Raw genomic sequence first — 15,382 nt, 5'->3', positions numbered from 1 at the left:
AAAAAAGATTAGTAAAAAGCAAAAATAAGCAAAACGGTTAAAACCTTTGCTATACAAGGCTTTATAAAAAGAGTAGTCTTAGTTCGGAAGTCGGTGTCTGATAGGTTTGGGGCTTAAATTGACAAGGTTAGGTTACTAATTCGTTACCGATTGACAAAGGTAACTATGTGGTTTAACTGATTATATTTCAGTCTTTTGCACCCTTTTCTACATTCCCTTGTAACTCAATGTAATTTAATTTTAAACGTTAAACATTTGAGTTATGGAGCAGACAAAAAAATCGACGTTCAAACTGCTTTTCTATTTGAAAAAGAACGAACTGAAAAAGAACGGTAATGCCCCGATTATGGCACGTATTACCATTGACGGAACCCCTAAAACTTTCGGAACAAAGTTAGAAATTGACCCCAATAATTGGGATTTAAAACACGGAAGAGTTCAGGGAAAAAGTGCGCAGGCATTAAGCATCAATAAAAAACTGGATAACATACGTGGGCGTATCGACAAGATTTATGAAGATATGCTGAAGCACGAGGGCTTTGCCACTGCCCAAAAAGTAAAGCTATCATTTTTGGGTGTTGGCGTAATGGACGACGCTATCCTTAAAGTTTTCAACGACCAAAATGAGGACTTTAAAAAACTGGTTGAAAAGGAAGAACGTTCCCAAAGTACCTACAATAAGTATATCACGGTTTACAACCATCTTACCACGTTTATCAAAGAACGCTATCATCGTGATGATATGGCTTTTCGGGAATTGACTGCCGATTTTATCCGGGAGTTTGATTTTTACCTCCGGTACGATTTGCAGTCTTCACATAATACGGTTTGGGTTTACACAATGCCTGTATTAAGTTTGGTGGAACTGGCTATTAAAAAGGGCTTGATACGTGATAATCCGTTTCAGGATTATGAAATCAATATGGAAGAAACCGACCGTGGTTATATCCTTAAAGAAGATGTAGAAAAGCTGATGATGTGCGTACCACCGCACCCACGGTATGAATTGGTAAAAGACCTGTTTATTTTCAGTTGCTTTACCGGACTTGCTTACGCTGATATTAAGAAACTGACAAGGAACAATATTCAATCATTCTTTGACGGTCATCAATGGATTATCAGCAGGAGAAAGAAATCAGATATTGCTTCCAATGTTCGGTTAATGGAAATCCCTAAGCGTATCATCGAGAAATATCAGGGTACTACGAGGAATGAATTTATATTTCCTGTTCCGACCAATGCAACCTGCAATACTCACATAGGTAAATTGGTTGAAAAGGCAGAGATTGTTACAGAGCAAAAAGTGACCTTTCACACGGCAAGGCATACTTTCGGAACAATGTTTTTGACCGAGGGCGTACCGCTTGAAAGCCTTAGCAAAATGATGGGGCATAAAAACATTTCCACCACACAGATTTATGCTAAAATTACAAGCCAAAAAATCAGTAAGGATATGGATTTGGTTACGCCGAAATTTAAGGCTATGGAAGAAGCGTTTATGATGGCAATCTAATTAGCATTTATCTAATCACAATGAGCAGAACTTAACGGTTCTGCTTTTTTTATGCCTCTACTTTTTAGGCAAAAGCACATTTCCTTTCCCCAACCCAGTCCAACGCTGTAAAAGAGCTTTTACCTATTTCCAAAATAGAAAATTGAAAAACGAAATCCTTATCTAACTCCCCCTGCCATTCCGTTTTTCAAATCTCTATCACAGGCTATCAAAGCCTGGTCAATAATGCCATAAAATTTAGAATAGAAAATTTCCACAATCAACCGGTAAAAAGGCAGCTAAGTTATAGCGGGCAGCCACCCCACACGCCCAACCAAAAGACTACGGCATAATGGCAAGGCAAAATGTTGGCTTCGCCGAGTTGCTGTGTGTTGCCTTGCCACCCTCCGGGACTTATTCCGTTTCCTTTCGGTTTTACGCTGTTGCCCGCTTGGATTATCTGCTTTCTTTTTTCCGGTTTTTCTTTTGGAAAAATTTATGCGAAGCGAAGCGGAGCAAACCACAACGGGAAGCGGGAAACGAGAAAAGCGAGTGAGTAAATAACATTTTTTCAAACATCAAAATTTTAGCATTATGGCACACAACATCAATTTCAACGAGCAAACAGGACGTCATTCATTTTTCAGCGTTCAACAAAAGGCGTGGCACGGTTTGGGGCAAATCGTAGAGCAGTACCCAACAAGCGAGGAAGCAATAGTACACGCAGGTTTAGATTACGAGGTTATCAAATCCCCACTGTTTACACAGGGCAGAACAATGAGCATAGGCGACAGCGGAGAACTGATTGAAGCTAACGACATTTTAGTATCTAACAGTTTCGCCACACTCCGCACCGATACCAATACACCGTTGGGCGTGGTAGGCAAAGACTACCATATCGTACAAAACCGTGAGGCGTTCAATTTCTTTGATGCTATTGTAGGCGGAGGCGATGGAATATTGTACGAAACCGCAGGAGCATTGGGCAACGGAGAACGCATTTTTATTACTGCCAAGCTGCCTGACTATATCCGAGTAGGTAACGGCGACGATGTTACAGAAAAGTACATTTTCTTAACCACAAGCCACGACGGTAGCGGAAGTATTACCGCAGCGTTTACCCCTATCCGTATCGTATGCCAAAACACCTTAAACGCATCATTACGGAGTATGACCAACGTAGTGCGTATCAAACACACGTCAGGAGCAAAACAACGCCTTGAAAACGCTCACAAGGTTATGGGGCTTGCCAATACCCTAAGCACACAGTTAGAGAACATTTTTAACGACTGGGCTAAAGTAAGGGTAACAGACCAAGAAGTAAGAAAGCTAATCCAATTGGCACTTTGCCCGAACAAGGAAACGCTTACCCTGCTTAAAAAAGGTGCGGAGGATGAAGTTTCCACCGTGTTCAAAAACACCGTAGATGATGCCTTTGAATACGCTATGATAAGCGACACCCAACAAATGGCAACTACCAAAGGCACATTATTCGGGGCTTACAATGCTGTTACAGGCTACTTTCAGAATGTACGCAATTACAGGGATGGCGAAGCCAAACTACAATCTATTGTAATGGGTGGTACAGCACAGCTAAAGACCCAAAAAGCCTTTGAACTGTGTACAGACTTTGCCTATTCAGGAGCAGAGATTTTCAAATTCAATTAATCAACAATGGCGACTGCCTGCAAAGGTGGTCGCCTACTAAAAACAAAAGATATGAAAGCATTAGATAAAATGGACAATCTCGATAAAGCGGGCTTGTTATGCAAACTGTTTCCCGCAGAACTGGAGAACCTGCAAAACGCTATAAAAACACAATGTGACTACTTCCTGCAAAATGAAACCGCCTTTCGTGAGGGTTGGTATCAAAAGGGATTTTTCACCGCTGAATTTTGGTACAGGCTTGTGCAGAATGCACAAAAAGGGATAACGAAAAATGAACCGCTTTGGAAACGCCCGCACTGGTTTACCGACCATTTTTTTGACGGACACCATTCAATTTTCGCTGTCCATTGCCTAATTGAATATACAGAGGATGCACAATGCGACCCGCAATTAAAACAGGCGATACACCTACTTTTTGGGAGCGACAAATTTTTACAGATAACCTTAAACGATAAATAATTATGGCTAATTGGTGCAACAACTGGGTTGTTTTTGAGGGAACAGCCGAAGCAATAGAACAGATAACACAGCTATTCAAATCAATGGCTGAAAAGGAGCAGAAAGACAACTGCGGACAACTGCCCGATTTCGTACAGGACACGCACGGAGATTATTTCTACAATATCAGTCAGGATAATGAAAGTGCGGGCGTGTTCCAGTATGAAACAAAATGGTCGCCAAACACGGAAGCCGTTAAGCAGATAGCCGAACATTTCAAAGTGGACTTTACACACGAGTATGAAGAATTGGGCTGCTTAGTGTACGGCAAGGCAATATTTGAAGATGGCATACTAAAGGACATCTGCTTAGATAGCCAGGACTTTGACAGCTACGAATTAGACGAGGAAACCGACACCTACCATTTTGAGGGCAATGAGTACGATAGCGAATGGGAAATACTCGACACCTTATTAGAGCGTAAAATAGAAAATCATTTTAATAGTAGTAAAGTTTAAAACACCGCCTGACCAGAAAAGTCGGGCGGCAAAAAGACAGATCCTCCCGATGGTCGGGCAGCCTTTTTGCTTTAAATTGGTGCAATCCCCTTTAGCAAAATGCACCCTTACACAAATCCTTTCTTTTACATTTTACCAAACAGGTTGCGACCTTATTGTGGAGGTTGTCTCAAAAAGACAGCCTCTTTTTATGGATAAAAACCTCAAATAATCTTCATTAAGATTTGTTTTAAATATCTGAATATCATATATTTAATAATAAATAATTGAGATTTATGGCTGTTAGCAAACCAGTTTTTAAGGCCTATTACCAAGATCAAATAATGGCCATTCCGCCAACTTTAGACGAACTGGTAGCCAAAGGCCATCCGGTACGTATCGTTAACGATGTGATCAACCGCATCAACATCCAATCTCTCCTGGATGCCTACAAAATAAAGGGTACCTCCAGCTATCATCCGCAAATGCTGTTAAAAGTTTTGGTATACGGTTATGTGAGCAATGTTTACAGTAGCCGAAAATTGGAAACGGCCTGCCGAGAGAACATCAACTTTATGTGGCTTAGCGGAATGAGCTATCCCGACCACAATACCATCAACCGTTTTCGGGGTGTTCGGTTAAAAGAAGCTTTGCGCAGCGTATTTGAGGAAGTGGTAAAACTATTGGCCGCAGAGGGTCTGTTAAGTATTGAAGAGGTTTACACCGATGGCACCAAGATAGAAGCTAATGCCAATAAATATACTTTTGTATGGAAAAAAGCCATCCAAACCAACAAAGAAAAGATGAAAAAGGCTTTGAGTGAAATCTGGCAATATGCCCAAAGCGTAGCTAAAACGGAAGATGGCCTGCCCGAGCCACCAGACTTTACAGATATAGATACCCAAAAGGTTCAGGACACGGTAGATACGCTAAATGCCGTGCTTGCCGACAAGGCGCAGATTGATAAAAAGGTAAAAAACAAGCTGAAATATGCGAGCGAAAGGTATCCAAAAAAGATGGCTGAATATGAAGCTAAGGAAGCTATTTTGGGCAAGCGCAACAGCTTCAGCAAAACCGACCCCGATGCTACCTTTATGCGCATGAAGGAAGACCACATGAAAAATGGACAGCTCAAACCAGGCTACAATGTGCAGATATCCACCTCAGGGCAGTTCATCGTTAACTATACCATACATCCCAACCCTACCGATACCACCACATTAAAAGCACATTTGGAACAGCACCAGGCTAGTTTTGGCAAAGCACCGAAAAGCATTACCGCTGATGCCGGATATGGGAGCGAAGAAAACTACCAGCTGCTGGAAGAAAATAAAATAGAAGCCTATGTTAAATATAATATGTTCGATAAGCAGCAGAACCAGAAGTACAATGGCAAACAACCATTCAGCAGTAATAAACTGTTCTACTACCACAAGGAAGATTGCTATATCTGTCCGATGGGGCAAAGAATGGAATATATTGGGGATGCCAGGCGAAAAACCAGTACAGGTTTTGAGCAGACAAGTAAAAGGTATCAGGCAAAGAATTGTGCTAACTGCCCATTAAATGGCGCCTGTCATAAATCACAGGCAAACAGGATTATAGAAATAAACGAGAACTTAAAACGACATAAAGAACTGGCCTACCAACTTCTAAACAGCGAAAAGGGTATTGAAAAACGAAAGCAGCGATGTTATGATGTTGAGCCAGTCTTCGGGAACATTAAGCAGAACCACGGGTTCCGCCGCTTTATGCTCCGCGGAAACGAAAAAGTGGCCATAGAATGGGGATTATTGGCAATTGCACAAAACCTGAGGAAAAAGGCAGCTTAAAAAAACTGTTTTTTATCTAATCTCATCACAAATAAGGGAGAATAATCTTCAAAAAAATAATTGAAGCCAATACAGTGGAAACATAGTACAGATTTGGAAATAAATAAAAAAGAGGCTATTCTCAGTTTTGAGACAGCCTCTATTTATAATTGTGGGATTACTTTCTTTCGTGAGTTCGGCGGAAAAGAAAGTAACAAAGAAACCTGCTATTGCGGAAACTGCTTATAATATTCTTTGGCTACTTCAGCAACACCTGCACTGAAATATCGCCCTCCGTCGTTTATAACGGTTATGGCTTTTTTAAGTTCTTCGGGGTCTGCGCCTTTGAGTATATAGCCTTTTGCTCCACGTTGAAGCATCTTTACCACATCCTGCACATCATCGTTTATGCTAAATGCCAGTATTTTGGCTTGCGGATAATTTTCAGATAATGCTTTTGCGGTTTCAAATCCATTCATCACAGGCATATTTATATCAACGACCATCACATCGGGAATAACTTCGCTTTGTTCCATTTTTTCCATCGCAGCTTTGCCGTTCTCTGCTTCAAATAATATTTCAAAACCAAAACCCATTAGAAAGTCGCAGATACCCTTTCTTAGCATATCGTGGTCGTCTATCATCGCCACTTTAATTGTTTCTTTGCTCATTTTCTTTTGCTTCTTTTGATAAGGTTAAAAAATCCATTGGGAGCTTTAGATAAATTTGCCGTTCGATTAGCGTGAGGTATGCCATCATTGACCGCAATATTCCTAACTTTAAAACGGTCAAGCCATTCTTTGAAAGGTGCTATCTCGTTAGGTTTAAAACTTACAATTTCCCCATTTTTAAGGGATATAATAAAAACATCAATACAGAGAGAGAATGCCGATAATTGCGATGCAGGATGTTCAAATTCGGGGTAAAATATATCTTTGCTGTCCATAGCCTTAATGTTTTAGGTTGTGGAAGCCTGCGCAAAAAAAAGAGCGTAGGCTAACTACACTTACCGCACATTGAGGCACTGGTATGCCCGACAACGAATAAGCGAGCGCCCACGCCTTTGACGTGAGCGTTCTTACTTATTATGTCCCGTTGTCTAAAAATTACCAGTTTTCAATGTGGGACTTAAAGCAAAAACACTTTAAGTATTTTCTATATTTTCAATAGCAAAGATACTAAACTCGTATCTTTTTGCCCGCATATAGTACAAAAAAGATTACAGCCAAACTGTTTTTTGTGTAATATAATTTTGCTCCAGTATGGTCATAATATCGCTTTCCTTGTAAATAATCTTACCGCCTATTTGTATATACGGCAGGATATTATCATCCCTGTATTGCTGCAAAGTCCGCTTGCTGATATGGAGCAGCTTGCACACATCTTCGCCCGAAAGGTATATTTCTCCGTTCATTACAGGACGATAGTTTTTCAATATGCTTTCAATACGGCTGCGTAGCTGTGTAATCATTTCCCTGTGGGCGATGATTTCCTCATTGTCATTCGTGAATAAATCCATTTTCGGCAGTATTGTACGGCTGTCCGGCTTCGAGTAAAGCCTGCACATCCGAGCGTTTATAATAGTTCTTGCGGTTCAGTTTGGAATAAGGCAGCAAGCCTTTGTCCTTATAGGTCTGTAAAGTCCTTTTGGTAATGTTCATCATCAGACACACTTCCTGGTTATCGAGCCATTGCTCTTCTGCGAAAATTGGCGTGTATTTTTTCGTGGCATTTTCGGTCAGTTCCAAAAGTGCTTTTAGCTCATTTTTCATTCCGTCCAGTGCGGATTTTTGTATTGCGATAACTTCCATTGTTTGCTCAATTTTGCTGTGGAAGTCGAATTTATAAAGGCTTATTTCAGGATTGGGATAGGTTGCAGTCAGTGGCGTTGAAAGGCACTGTTTGGCGTAGTGAATTACTATACCGTCAGCAATTTTTGTAAATTTGGATTTTCAAAAAATAATCAAAACATATTCCGTATTGACAATTTTATTATCCTTATCATTAGTTTCATAGCATCTTTAGTACGCTCCACATTAGGGTTTGGCGAAGCGTTAGTTGCCGTTCCGCTTTTTCTTTTTTTCCTACCAGCGGATATAGCCGTTCCCTTATCTGTTATGCTGTCCGTAGCTATCGCACTGGTAATTGTGGTGCAAGACCATAAAAAAATCCATTTTTACAGTGCCAAATGGCTGATTTTATATGCCGCACTTGGTGTACCTATTGGTATCATCATTCTGCTGTATGGAAATGAAATTTTGTTAAAAACAGGGCTTGGGATATTGATAATATTGTATTCCCTGTATTCGCTTTATTTCAATAGCAATAAAGTATTAAAGGAGGACAATAAGTTTTGGCTTTTTGTCTGTGGCTTTTTATCGGGAATATTTGGCGGAGCATACGGTCTGAATGGTCCGCCATTGGTTGTATATGGGAATTTAAGGCAATGGAACCCAAAATATTTCAGGGCTACATTGCAGGCTTATTTCCTGCCCGTTAGCCTTATAAGTGTGGTAGGATATTATGCTAAAGGACTTGTTACCCCGCAAGTGAATACATATTTTTTGATTTCACTGGTTACAACTATTCCTGCTATATTTTTAGGCAGATACTTAAATCATCAATTAAAAGACGGGGAATTTTTCAAATATGTTTATTGGGGGCTGATAGTCATTAGCGTAATTTTGATTATCTGCACTTTGCTATAAGTTGTGAAAAGTATAAAATCAACGTTGGGCAGGTTGTTCGGTATTTACCGCTGCCTTATCTTTTTTTTCACGGGAGTAAACCCATAGCGATAACAGCCCGAATATAATCAGCGCATACGCTACCCATTTACCAACCCTTTCAATAAATTTAATGAAGACCGAGCTTTCATAAGAAGAAAAGCCCTCTGCTGCCATAGGGCTGCGCCTGTAAAACTTTCTTCTGTTAATCCAGTAACGAAGTGCTAAGCCCGCAACCAAAAATATTATCCCAATAACTAATGATGAAACCATATCCTCACATTTTTTAATTTCACAAGTATAAATTTAAGAAATATTGATGAACCGTTAAAACGCACCTAAGCAAACACCCTGTAAATAGAAAACGGCTTATCAAAAAGACAAGCCGTTTTTTACAAACTGAAATATTCCTTTTAATCGCTGCTGTTAAACTGAAAACTTATCTGCTTTTCATTCCCGAAGCTGTCCGAAATCCAAACATCAAAGGACTGTGATACGGCAGATGTCGAAGTGTAATACAATCTGAACTGTTCCGTTGGTAATTGGTACAGGTCATTGGGCAGATATGGCGGTTCGTTGTAGTATTGCAAAGTTCCCTGCCCGTCAAACTGGAAATAGCGGAGAAAATACTGCGTATTGCTGTAATTGCCTGTACGCTGTATGGTAATGCGTATTTCTACGGTCTGCTCGTTGGCTACATCTTTAGGCACTGGCATTACATTGACCTCGAAAGGAAAATTGTTCTGTATTTCGAGGTCATCATCTTTGCTGCAAGATACCAACGTAACCGAAGCTGTGAGGATTGTCAGGAATACATACAATGGCAGTAGCCCTGTTCTGAATTTATTGAATAATGTAATCATCGTTTTTACGTTTTAAAAGTTAAACCTTAATCCCACACCTGCCGATGGTCGGAACTGTTGTAAGTCAGTACCCCAAAGCACTTTTGTACGCCCTTGCAGGACTAATACAAAACGGTCGGACAGGTACGTTTCAAAAGTGAGGCGACCGCCTGCTCCGTAGATAAAATTATCTTCGTTCAATATCTTCGCACCGTCGTACAACATTGTTTCGCCCCGGTTGATGGTTTCGTAACCGACCACGCCCGTTACGGCGAAATTCAGCGTAATGTTCTTACGGGCATCTCCCAACAAAAAGAAGCTGTAACCGCCCTCTGTGGAATAGGTTTCCTGCGGTATGCGCAGGTCTTTGTAATCGTGGTACTGGTGGGTATATTCCAACGCCCAAAGCTGATAGTTACCATTCTTACCGTTTATGGTCATTGCTGCGCTGATGTAGTAATCATTGCCAATCTTATCATTGGAAAATACACCTGCACTTATTTCCAATCCCTTCTGCTTCGGCAGCATCCTTTGTGCCTGTGCAGCCGTGATGCCTATCAGGACAAACAGCACGGTATAGATACACTTTTTCATATTCTTGCTTTAAAGGGTTATTAAAATTTTAGGTGCATATCGTCAATCAAACGGGCTTTGATTAGGTCGGAATTTTCGACCTGCAATGTTTGATGCCTGCCGCCGTTTTTCTCGAAAATCTCAATCAGCAACACCTTATCATCGGCAATGGTAAACTGGTCTAACAGGAAAACATTTTGTTCGGTCGATTTTCCGGCAATACCGTCCAATGGCTTGTAAGTTCTCAAAGGAGTTAAAGGGCGTTCCTGGACTACGGTGCGTTTGGCTACCTTTTTATCCACGACTTTGAAATTGATAAAATCAATCTCGAAAGGCACATTGGTACGGTTTCTCAATTCCGTATGGAAATAGTATTTGCCGTTGTGTATGTAAATCCCTTTCAGGATAAACTGAATGCCGAAACTCTTAGCCCCGATATGCTTTACAATGCGCTTATCTTTCTTGTAAATGGTTTCCAAAAGCAAGCCTGCCAGTGAGGGAGAATTGTTGCCCAGTTCCTCAAAAAGCACATCGTTACCTTTGGCTTTATCCACCGCTTTTTGCATTGTGAGCAGGTCGTAGCTCAAAGCCTCCGGGTAGAAACTGTAATACACGTTGAAGCTGTAAAAACGCCCGTCATTCGTGATAACGGAAAAATTCGTTTCCGGCTCAAAGTCCCTTACCGATGCTTTTACACGCAATACGTTTTCGGCATCTTCAGCCTTACCTGCAATCAGGTATTCGCTGCCCAAATCCACGTAACGGATAGCGGTCGGGAAAATCAGGTGCGAAGTTTTATCGTAGGTCACTTCCATACGGTACGGTTCTATCTTGCCCAATGCAAGCGGTGTTTTTGCAGTTGCACTGTCCTGTGCATAAGTTGTTACGGCAAAGCCGAGTATCAGGGCAATAGCCCAAAAGGTTTTTAAATGATTTTTCATTGTTTTATTTATTTGAGTTCAACATTATTTTTTAGATACAAGGAAGACCTGATAGCCCGCTTTCAGCGTAACCTTTGGTGTTCTTACTTTCTTGGCGAAATAGCCCGAAATCCCCTGTACCACGCCACGGCTTAAATCAGCCGCTACCTGTTGTCCGGCATTCTGCGTGAGCATTACACTTGTTCCTCCGGTCTGGCTCATATTGCCCGCCATTTCGGTAAGGGCGTTCATTTCCGGCGAATACGGAACGTACAAGCCTTGTTGTCCGTCCAAATCGTAAATGGTAATATCTACCGGGATGATATTGCCCTCCAGTTCTACGGAGGTAACTTTTAATTGCAGCCTGCCATTCTGAAATTTTGCATTAGCCGTTATAATCGTTCCTTTTGGAATGGTACGTTGCGGGGTTTTAGCAGGCTCTAACAGGCGTAAACGCACACCCGTTTCGCCAACCACCGTTTGGGCTTCGTGTACACAGGCTTTGATACTGTTTTTAGGCTGTACTACCTCTTCAGTAGAACCTGCGGTATAGAACCCACGGTTTTTTGTTTGGCTCCAATCGGCTGCAAAGGCACTGTCCGACGGTTCACGGTACAAGGCTGATACAATGTTCTTTCTTGTTGGTGTGAACGATACAAATTGCTCTTTTTGGTTAGCACCCGCAGCCCCAGGAGTTGCACCGTTGGCAGGAGCAGCATTTCCGGTATTAGCATTTTGCGGCAAATACTTTGCAGCCATTTCATAGGATTTCTCCATTAATTTGAGTTGGTCGTCAACGGTGGCCACAGGTGGCACATCTTTTTCCGACAACTTTTCTTTCAGTTCGTCCACTTGCTTACGGAGTTCCATTGTTTCGGCATTGTCATTATTATAAAATGAACCCAGTGTGCTTTGTGCATTACGGTAGCTGTTTAGTGCAGTGTTTCCGTTTCTTCCCGAATTTCTGCCACCACCACCAAAGCCGTTGCTTTCGTCTTCTTCAGGTAAACTTCCTTCATCGTCGGCAGATGTAGTGTCTTCAGTATTCCAATAATCAGAAAGCGTGGTCAGTGCATTGCGCTTTTCCTGCTCTTTGCGTTCGAGCATTTCCTGCTCATACGCCTTGCTTTTATCATCGGGCATTCCTGCTCCCGTAGCCTGCGGCACGGCATCGTTCAGCCCGATATTTTCAACCGCCTTTTTATCTTTCGACGGTTTAAATATGAGGTACATACAGCCGAGAAATACTACGCCCATCAAAAGGAATATGATTGGCTTTTTGAGCTTATCCTTATTGCTCTTTTTATTATCCGGCAGATTTGATGTTCCGTTTTGGTCTTCTCCCTCAACAAGAAAGCTGACCCTTTTTTCATTTTCTTTCATAAATCTGATTTTTTAAAATTGTTGATACACTATCCTGCAACCTTGCTGGATTTTTACTTTTAAGGACAGGGTTTTCGATATGCTCTATGACCATACCGTTACCGGACTTTGAGGTATCGTACATCACTTTGCCAATGACCGCTACGGTAAGCAGCAGATAACCCACAAAGAAGTACAGCGTATATTGGTGCTGTTTGAGCAAGGGCAACGCCCGCCAACGGTCGTCCAACTTGTCAAAGTACCTGTCCATATTTGCTCTTAATTTTTTCATAGCCTTACTATTTCTGTGTTATAGCTTGAAACGCTTAGGACTTTTACCCGCCTGTTGCTTCGGTGCATCGTTGACCAGTGCGACCGCTTCCGTTAATTTGGGTGCGGACATTACGGACAGGTTTGCCAGTTCCGATTTTTTGAGCAGTTGCCCAAAGCCGTCTTTCTTGGCTACTTCCATACGGCTCAATGAGAATTTGCCATTCAGGTACTTTACCCACATACTGCATTCTACACGCGGCTTGTCATCGCCCGACCATTGCAGGTAGCCTGTCAACAGTAAGTCCTGCTTAGGCAAACTGTCTGTACCTTTTTGGCAGCTTTCAAGGTATTCGCTGATGCTGTCTTTCAGCTTTCCGGCATACACCCCCTGCGTATGGAAATACCCGTTATATCCTTTGTCGGTAAGGATTTTTGCGAACGTGCTTAAATCTGATAATGCTTCCATAAGATTGTTTTTTTAGCGTTCGATGACCTCTATATCCTTATTTTCCACGACTGCAAATTTTTCAATATTGAAGCCCTGCGGGTTATTGTCGGAACGAACGGAGTTGACGAGATAGCAGGAGGTAATCAGGTTACGTCTGGTTACATTGCTTGACCGGATAATGAACTGTTTGGCGTAGGTACGCACTGCATAAGGGTAATTGTCAAAATTGCATACTACACTATCCACCTCTATGCGTTGTTGCACGTTACCCGAAATAATCCTGCTGTAATAGCCCTTTTCTGATAAGTCTTTGTAGTAATCAAAAGCACTTTTATCGGCAAGGTTAAATGCCCTGCTCATATTGCTTTCAATAGCGTTCTTATCGGGCGCAAGCGTGAAGAAAAGCTCGTGAAAACGTCTGACGTGTTCCCTTGCTTCTACGGGACGGTTAATGCTTGCATCCTGCGATAAGGCAAGCATCAGTGATTTGCCATTATCCAGTACATAGATTTTTTGGCGTTGTTCTTCTGCAAAGCGGTAGGAACGCCATACGGCGTAACCTACCACGCCAATGCAGAGAACCGCAAACACAATGGCATACAAACGTATCTGCCTAAAGCTGTTTTCGATATTTCTTAGCGTTTTAAATTCCATTTTTTAGAATGATTAATTGTTTATTTATTCATCAGTTTACCGCCGATGTTTCCCACTGTTGAGCCTGCACCTGCTCCGGCGATGTTTCCGGCTTTCATTGCAGTTTGGTTCACATTGCGGGTAAAGTTTCCTGCGCCTCCGGCTTGGATTACCCAACCTGTTACTGTCGGTATAGTGAAGTACCCGATGATGCCGATAATCATAAAAATGATGTACACGGTATTGCTCGTATCAGGTATGTAGGTAGGGTCGGCAAGCATCGCTATATCCCTTTCGAGTATGAGGGATTGTATTCTTGCCAACATTGAGCTGAACAGATCTGAAACAGGAAGCCACAGGTAAACACTGACATACCTAGTAATCCATTGCGTAAGCGTGGACTGAAATCCGTCCCATACGGAAATGGCAAAGGCTATTGGTCCTAGTATGGAAAGGACTATTAGGAAAAACGTCCGTATGGTATCAATGACCAATGCTGCCGCCTGAAAGAGTATTTCCAATAGATTGCGAAACCAATCCTTTATGGCTTTCTCTATCTTGTAAGCCTGCCTGTCCATATACATACCCGCCATTGTGCCTACGTCTGATGGCGACCATCCCAGTTCGTCCAGTTTTTTATCAAACTCTTCGTCTGATACCATATAGGCTGTTTCGGGATTTCTGACCATTGCTTCATATTCCAATTGGTCTTTCTGTTGTTGGAGCTGGTTAAGATCAAGCACCTGGTCTTCGAGTATTTGGTGGGTTCCCGTAACTACCGGGCTCAATACTGCATTGATGGTTCCCAATACGATGGTTGGAAAGAACATTATGCAAAGGCCTAAAGCGAACGGACGCAGCAAAGGGAACACATCAATAGGTTCGGCACGGCTTAAAGCCTGCCAAACCTTTAATGCCACATAGAACAACGCTCCCAATCCCGCCAATCCTTTAGCTACTGCAGCCATATCGCCTGCAAGTGGCATCATATCATCATAAAGCGACCGCAGGAGTTCGTGAAGATTATTCCATTCCATAGTTTACCAGTATTTTTGGTTAGCAGTTCCGTAGAGTTCAAGCACTCTTTGGGCATCGTTTTTCTTTTTCGCTCTTAGGTAGCTTACAGAAATGTTTTTGTTAGTATAGTAGCGCACCAGGCTGTGGTACTCCTTTACCTCTTTGTACACACGGTCAATAATGTCCATACGCTCTTTGTCGTTCAACGAAAGGCTTGTAGAGGTTACAATCTGCTTCAATTCTTTCAGCAGTTCGGTACTTTCATTGAGCAGTGCCGAATAACCGTTGCCGATAGCGACCAATTCCTGTGGGGTAAAATTTGGGTCGTTCATCATCTTACCAAAATTCTGCACGTACATTTCGGATACATCGCCTACCAATAAAACCGTTTGCTGTACTTTACGGGCATCTTTTACAAGGTTGTTGATAGCCTTCAGCTTGTCATAATATTCCTTGCCCTGGTCGTACACTTTCTTCACTTCGTTGAAGTTCTTTATCACATTGCTCACGGTCGAAGAAGTCTGTATGATTTCGTTCGCAGAGTTGATAATACCTGAAGCCAAATTTGCGGGGTCGGTTACAACCCACTGGGCTTTTGCTGACGGTGCTACGGCGAGCATCAGTGCCGTACACACCAGATACAATACTTTTTTCATTGTTTCTGAATTTTTAAATTGTTAAT

General features: G+C 41.9%; 20 protein-coding genes. 6 read left to right on the top strand and 14 right to left on the bottom strand.

The window, feature by feature from the left end:
* Window positions 1–262 precede the first annotated feature (262 nt).
* From EL260_RS07615 to EL260_RS07595, 5 genes are all read left to right on the top strand, one after another.
* Window positions 263–1,513: a site-specific integrase gene (locus EL260_RS07615; protein WP_123859600.1), complete on the top strand. Its 1,251-nt coding sequence runs from the start codon at window positions 263–265 to the stop codon at window positions 1,511–1,513.
* Window positions 1,514–2,086: 573 nt separating this feature from the next.
* Window positions 2,087–3,160 (top strand): DUF932 domain-containing protein, encoded by a 1,074-nt coding sequence (locus EL260_RS07610; RefSeq protein ID WP_123859599.1) that lies wholly within the window; start codon window positions 2,087–2,089, stop codon window positions 3,158–3,160.
* 51 nt (window positions 3,161–3,211) lie between these two features.
* Window positions 3,212–3,619: a hypothetical protein gene (locus EL260_RS07605; RefSeq protein ID WP_123859598.1), complete on the top strand. Its 408-nt coding sequence runs from the start codon at window positions 3,212–3,214 to the stop codon at window positions 3,617–3,619.
* A 2-nt stretch (window positions 3,620–3,621) separates the two neighbouring features.
* Window positions 3,622–4,116 carry a DUF1281 family ferredoxin-like fold protein gene (locus EL260_RS07600; protein ID WP_123859597.1) on the top strand — a complete coding sequence of 165 codons (495 nt, stop codon included), beginning with the start codon at window positions 3,622–3,624 and terminating at the stop codon, window positions 4,114–4,116.
* A gap of 275 nt (window positions 4,117–4,391) precedes the next feature.
* A complete protein-coding gene (locus EL260_RS07595) occupies window positions 4,392–5,927 on the top strand; it encodes an IS1182 family transposase (RefSeq protein ID WP_123859596.1) in 1,536 nt (511 codons plus the stop codon).
* A gap of 206 nt (window positions 5,928–6,133) precedes the next feature.
* On the opposite strand, the gene EL260_RS07590 is transcribed toward EL260_RS07595, so the two are convergent.
* The 4 genes from EL260_RS07590 to EL260_RS07575 form a co-directional block, all read right to left on the bottom strand.
* Entirely contained in the window at window positions 6,134–6,577 is a 444-nt protein-coding gene (locus tag EL260_RS07590) for a response regulator (protein WP_123859595.1), read from the bottom strand.
* Entirely contained in the window at window positions 6,574–6,852 is a 279-nt protein-coding gene (locus EL260_RS07585) for a hypothetical protein (RefSeq protein WP_123859594.1), read from the bottom strand. Before EL260_RS07585 ends, EL260_RS07590 begins: the two co-directional genes overlap by 4 nt.
* A 273-nt stretch (window positions 6,853–7,125) precedes the next feature.
* Window positions 7,126–7,377: a helix-turn-helix domain-containing protein gene (locus tag EL260_RS07580; RefSeq protein WP_449506077.1), complete on the bottom strand. Its 252-nt coding sequence runs from the start codon at window positions 7,375–7,377 to the stop codon at window positions 7,126–7,128.
* A 28-nt stretch (window positions 7,378–7,405) separates the two neighbouring features.
* Complete coding sequence (locus EL260_RS07575) at window positions 7,406–7,717, bottom strand: helix-turn-helix domain-containing protein (protein WP_123859592.1); 312 nt, start codon at window positions 7,715–7,717, stop codon at window positions 7,406–7,408.
* Window positions 7,718–7,816: 99 nt separating this feature from the next.
* On the opposite strand from EL260_RS07575, the gene EL260_RS07570 reads away from it, so the two are divergent.
* Complete coding sequence (locus tag EL260_RS07570; RefSeq protein ID WP_228445358.1) at window positions 7,817–8,614, top strand: sulfite exporter TauE/SafE family protein; 798 nt, start codon at window positions 7,817–7,819, stop codon at window positions 8,612–8,614.
* Between the two features lie 18 nt (window positions 8,615–8,632).
* Here the strand turns inward: EL260_RS07570 and EL260_RS07565 are convergent, their stop codons facing one another.
* From EL260_RS07565 to EL260_RS07520, 10 genes are all read right to left on the bottom strand, one after another.
* Entirely contained in the window at window positions 8,633–8,905 is a 273-nt protein-coding gene (locus tag EL260_RS07565) for a molybdenum ABC transporter permease (RefSeq protein ID WP_123859591.1), read from the bottom strand.
* Between the two features lie 140 nt (window positions 8,906–9,045).
* Window positions 9,046–9,495, bottom strand: coding sequence for a DUF3872 domain-containing protein (locus EL260_RS07560; protein WP_123859590.1), 450 nt, complete (start codon window positions 9,493–9,495; stop codon window positions 9,046–9,048).
* A 12-nt stretch (window positions 9,496–9,507) separates the two neighbouring features.
* Complete coding sequence (locus EL260_RS07555) at window positions 9,508–10,068, bottom strand: conjugal transfer protein TraO (RefSeq protein ID WP_123859589.1); 561 nt, start codon at window positions 10,066–10,068, stop codon at window positions 9,508–9,510.
* Window positions 10,069–10,088: 20 nt separating this feature from the next.
* Window positions 10,089–10,988, bottom strand: coding sequence for a conjugative transposon protein TraN (gene traN, locus EL260_RS07550; RefSeq protein WP_123859588.1), 900 nt, complete (start codon window positions 10,986–10,988; stop codon window positions 10,089–10,091).
* Window positions 10,989–11,012: 24 nt separating this feature from the next.
* On the bottom strand, window positions 11,013–12,350 hold the full coding sequence (traM, locus tag EL260_RS07545) for a conjugative transposon protein TraM (protein ID WP_123859587.1): 1,338 nt from the start codon (window positions 12,348–12,350) through the stop codon (window positions 11,013–11,015).
* Window positions 12,337–12,621 (bottom strand): nitrogen regulatory IIA protein, encoded by a 285-nt coding sequence (locus tag EL260_RS07540; protein ID WP_123859586.1) that lies wholly within the window; start codon window positions 12,619–12,621, stop codon window positions 12,337–12,339. Before EL260_RS07540 ends, traM begins: the two co-directional genes overlap by 14 nt.
* Window positions 12,622–12,639: 18 nt before the next feature.
* Window positions 12,640–13,068 carry a hypothetical protein gene (locus EL260_RS07535; protein ID WP_087709239.1) on the bottom strand — a complete coding sequence of 143 codons (429 nt, stop codon included), beginning with the start codon at window positions 13,066–13,068 and terminating at the stop codon, window positions 12,640–12,642.
* A 12-nt stretch (window positions 13,069–13,080) separates the two neighbouring features.
* Window positions 13,081–13,704: a conjugative transposon protein TraK gene (traK, locus tag EL260_RS07530; RefSeq protein WP_123859585.1), complete on the bottom strand. Its 624-nt coding sequence runs from the start codon at window positions 13,702–13,704 to the stop codon at window positions 13,081–13,083.
* 20 nt (window positions 13,705–13,724) lie between these two features.
* Complete coding sequence (traJ, locus tag EL260_RS07525) at window positions 13,725–14,720, bottom strand: conjugative transposon protein TraJ (protein ID WP_123859584.1); 996 nt, start codon at window positions 14,718–14,720, stop codon at window positions 13,725–13,727.
* Window positions 14,721–14,723: 3 nt separating this feature from the next.
* Window positions 14,724–15,356, bottom strand: a complete 633-nt coding sequence (locus EL260_RS07520) for a DUF4141 domain-containing protein (RefSeq protein ID WP_123859583.1) — start codon at window positions 15,354–15,356, stop codon at window positions 14,724–14,726.
* Between the last annotated feature and the right edge of the window lie 26 nt (window positions 15,357–15,382).

The organism is Chryseobacterium nakagawai, from assembly GCF_900637665.1.
Classification (GTDB): Bacteria; Bacteroidota; Bacteroidia; order Flavobacteriales; family Weeksellaceae; genus Chryseobacterium; species Chryseobacterium nakagawai.
The sequence above is the reverse complement of the archived record's forward strand: the minus strand, read 5'-3'. Positions and strand labels throughout refer to the sequence as shown.

Excerpts from the sequence above, each read along its gene's own strand:
- EL260_RS07590 (WP_123859595.1), bottom strand. The coding sequence starts at position 6,577 with ATGAGCAAAGAAACAATTAAAGTGGCGATGATAGACGACCACGATATG.
- EL260_RS07540 (WP_123859586.1), bottom strand. The coding sequence starts at position 12,621 with ATGAAAAAATTAAGAGCAAATATGGACAGGTACTTTGACAAGTTGGAC.
- EL260_RS07610 (WP_123859599.1), top strand. The coding sequence starts at position 2,087 with ATGGCACACAACATCAATTTCAACGAGCAAACAGGACGTCATTCATTT.
- EL260_RS07560 (WP_123859590.1), bottom strand. The coding sequence starts at position 9,495 with ATGATTACATTATTCAATAAATTCAGAACAGGGCTACTGCCATTGTAT.
- EL260_RS07575 (WP_123859592.1), bottom strand. The coding sequence starts at position 7,717 with ATGGAAGTTATCGCAATACAAAAATCCGCACTGGACGGAATGAAAAAT.
- traJ (WP_123859584.1), bottom strand. The coding sequence starts at position 14,720 with ATGGAATGGAATAATCTTCACGAACTCCTGCGGTCGCTTTATGATGAT.
- EL260_RS07580 (WP_449506077.1), bottom strand. The coding sequence starts at position 7,377 with ATGATTACACAGCTACGCAGCCGTATTGAAAGCATATTGAAAAACTAT.
- EL260_RS07615 (WP_123859600.1), top strand. The coding sequence starts at position 263 with ATGGAGCAGACAAAAAAATCGACGTTCAAACTGCTTTTCTATTTGAAA.
- EL260_RS07585 (WP_123859594.1), bottom strand. The coding sequence starts at position 6,852 with ATGGACAGCAAAGATATATTTTACCCCGAATTTGAACATCCTGCATCG.
- traN (WP_123859588.1), bottom strand. The coding sequence starts at position 10,988 with ATGAAAAATCATTTAAAAACCTTTTGGGCTATTGCCCTGATACTCGGC.
- EL260_RS07565 (WP_123859591.1), bottom strand. The coding sequence starts at position 8,905 with ATGGTTTCATCATTAGTTATTGGGATAATATTTTTGGTTGCGGGCTTA.
- EL260_RS07520 (WP_123859583.1), bottom strand. The coding sequence starts at position 15,356 with ATGAAAAAAGTATTGTATCTGGTGTGTACGGCACTGATGCTCGCCGTA.
- traM (WP_123859587.1), bottom strand. The coding sequence starts at position 12,350 with ATGAAAGAAAATGAAAAAAGGGTCAGCTTTCTTGTTGAGGGAGAAGAC.
- EL260_RS07595 (WP_123859596.1), top strand. The coding sequence starts at position 4,392 with ATGGCTGTTAGCAAACCAGTTTTTAAGGCCTATTACCAAGATCAAATA.
- EL260_RS07600 (WP_123859597.1), top strand. The coding sequence starts at position 3,622 with ATGGCTAATTGGTGCAACAACTGGGTTGTTTTTGAGGGAACAGCCGAA.
- traK (WP_123859585.1), bottom strand. The coding sequence starts at position 13,704 with ATGGAATTTAAAACGCTAAGAAATATCGAAAACAGCTTTAGGCAGATA.
- EL260_RS07605 (WP_123859598.1), top strand. The coding sequence starts at position 3,212 with ATGAAAGCATTAGATAAAATGGACAATCTCGATAAAGCGGGCTTGTTA.
- EL260_RS07555 (WP_123859589.1), bottom strand. The coding sequence starts at position 10,068 with ATGAAAAAGTGTATCTATACCGTGCTGTTTGTCCTGATAGGCATCACG.
- EL260_RS07535 (WP_087709239.1), bottom strand. The coding sequence starts at position 13,068 with ATGGAAGCATTATCAGATTTAAGCACGTTCGCAAAAATCCTTACCGAC.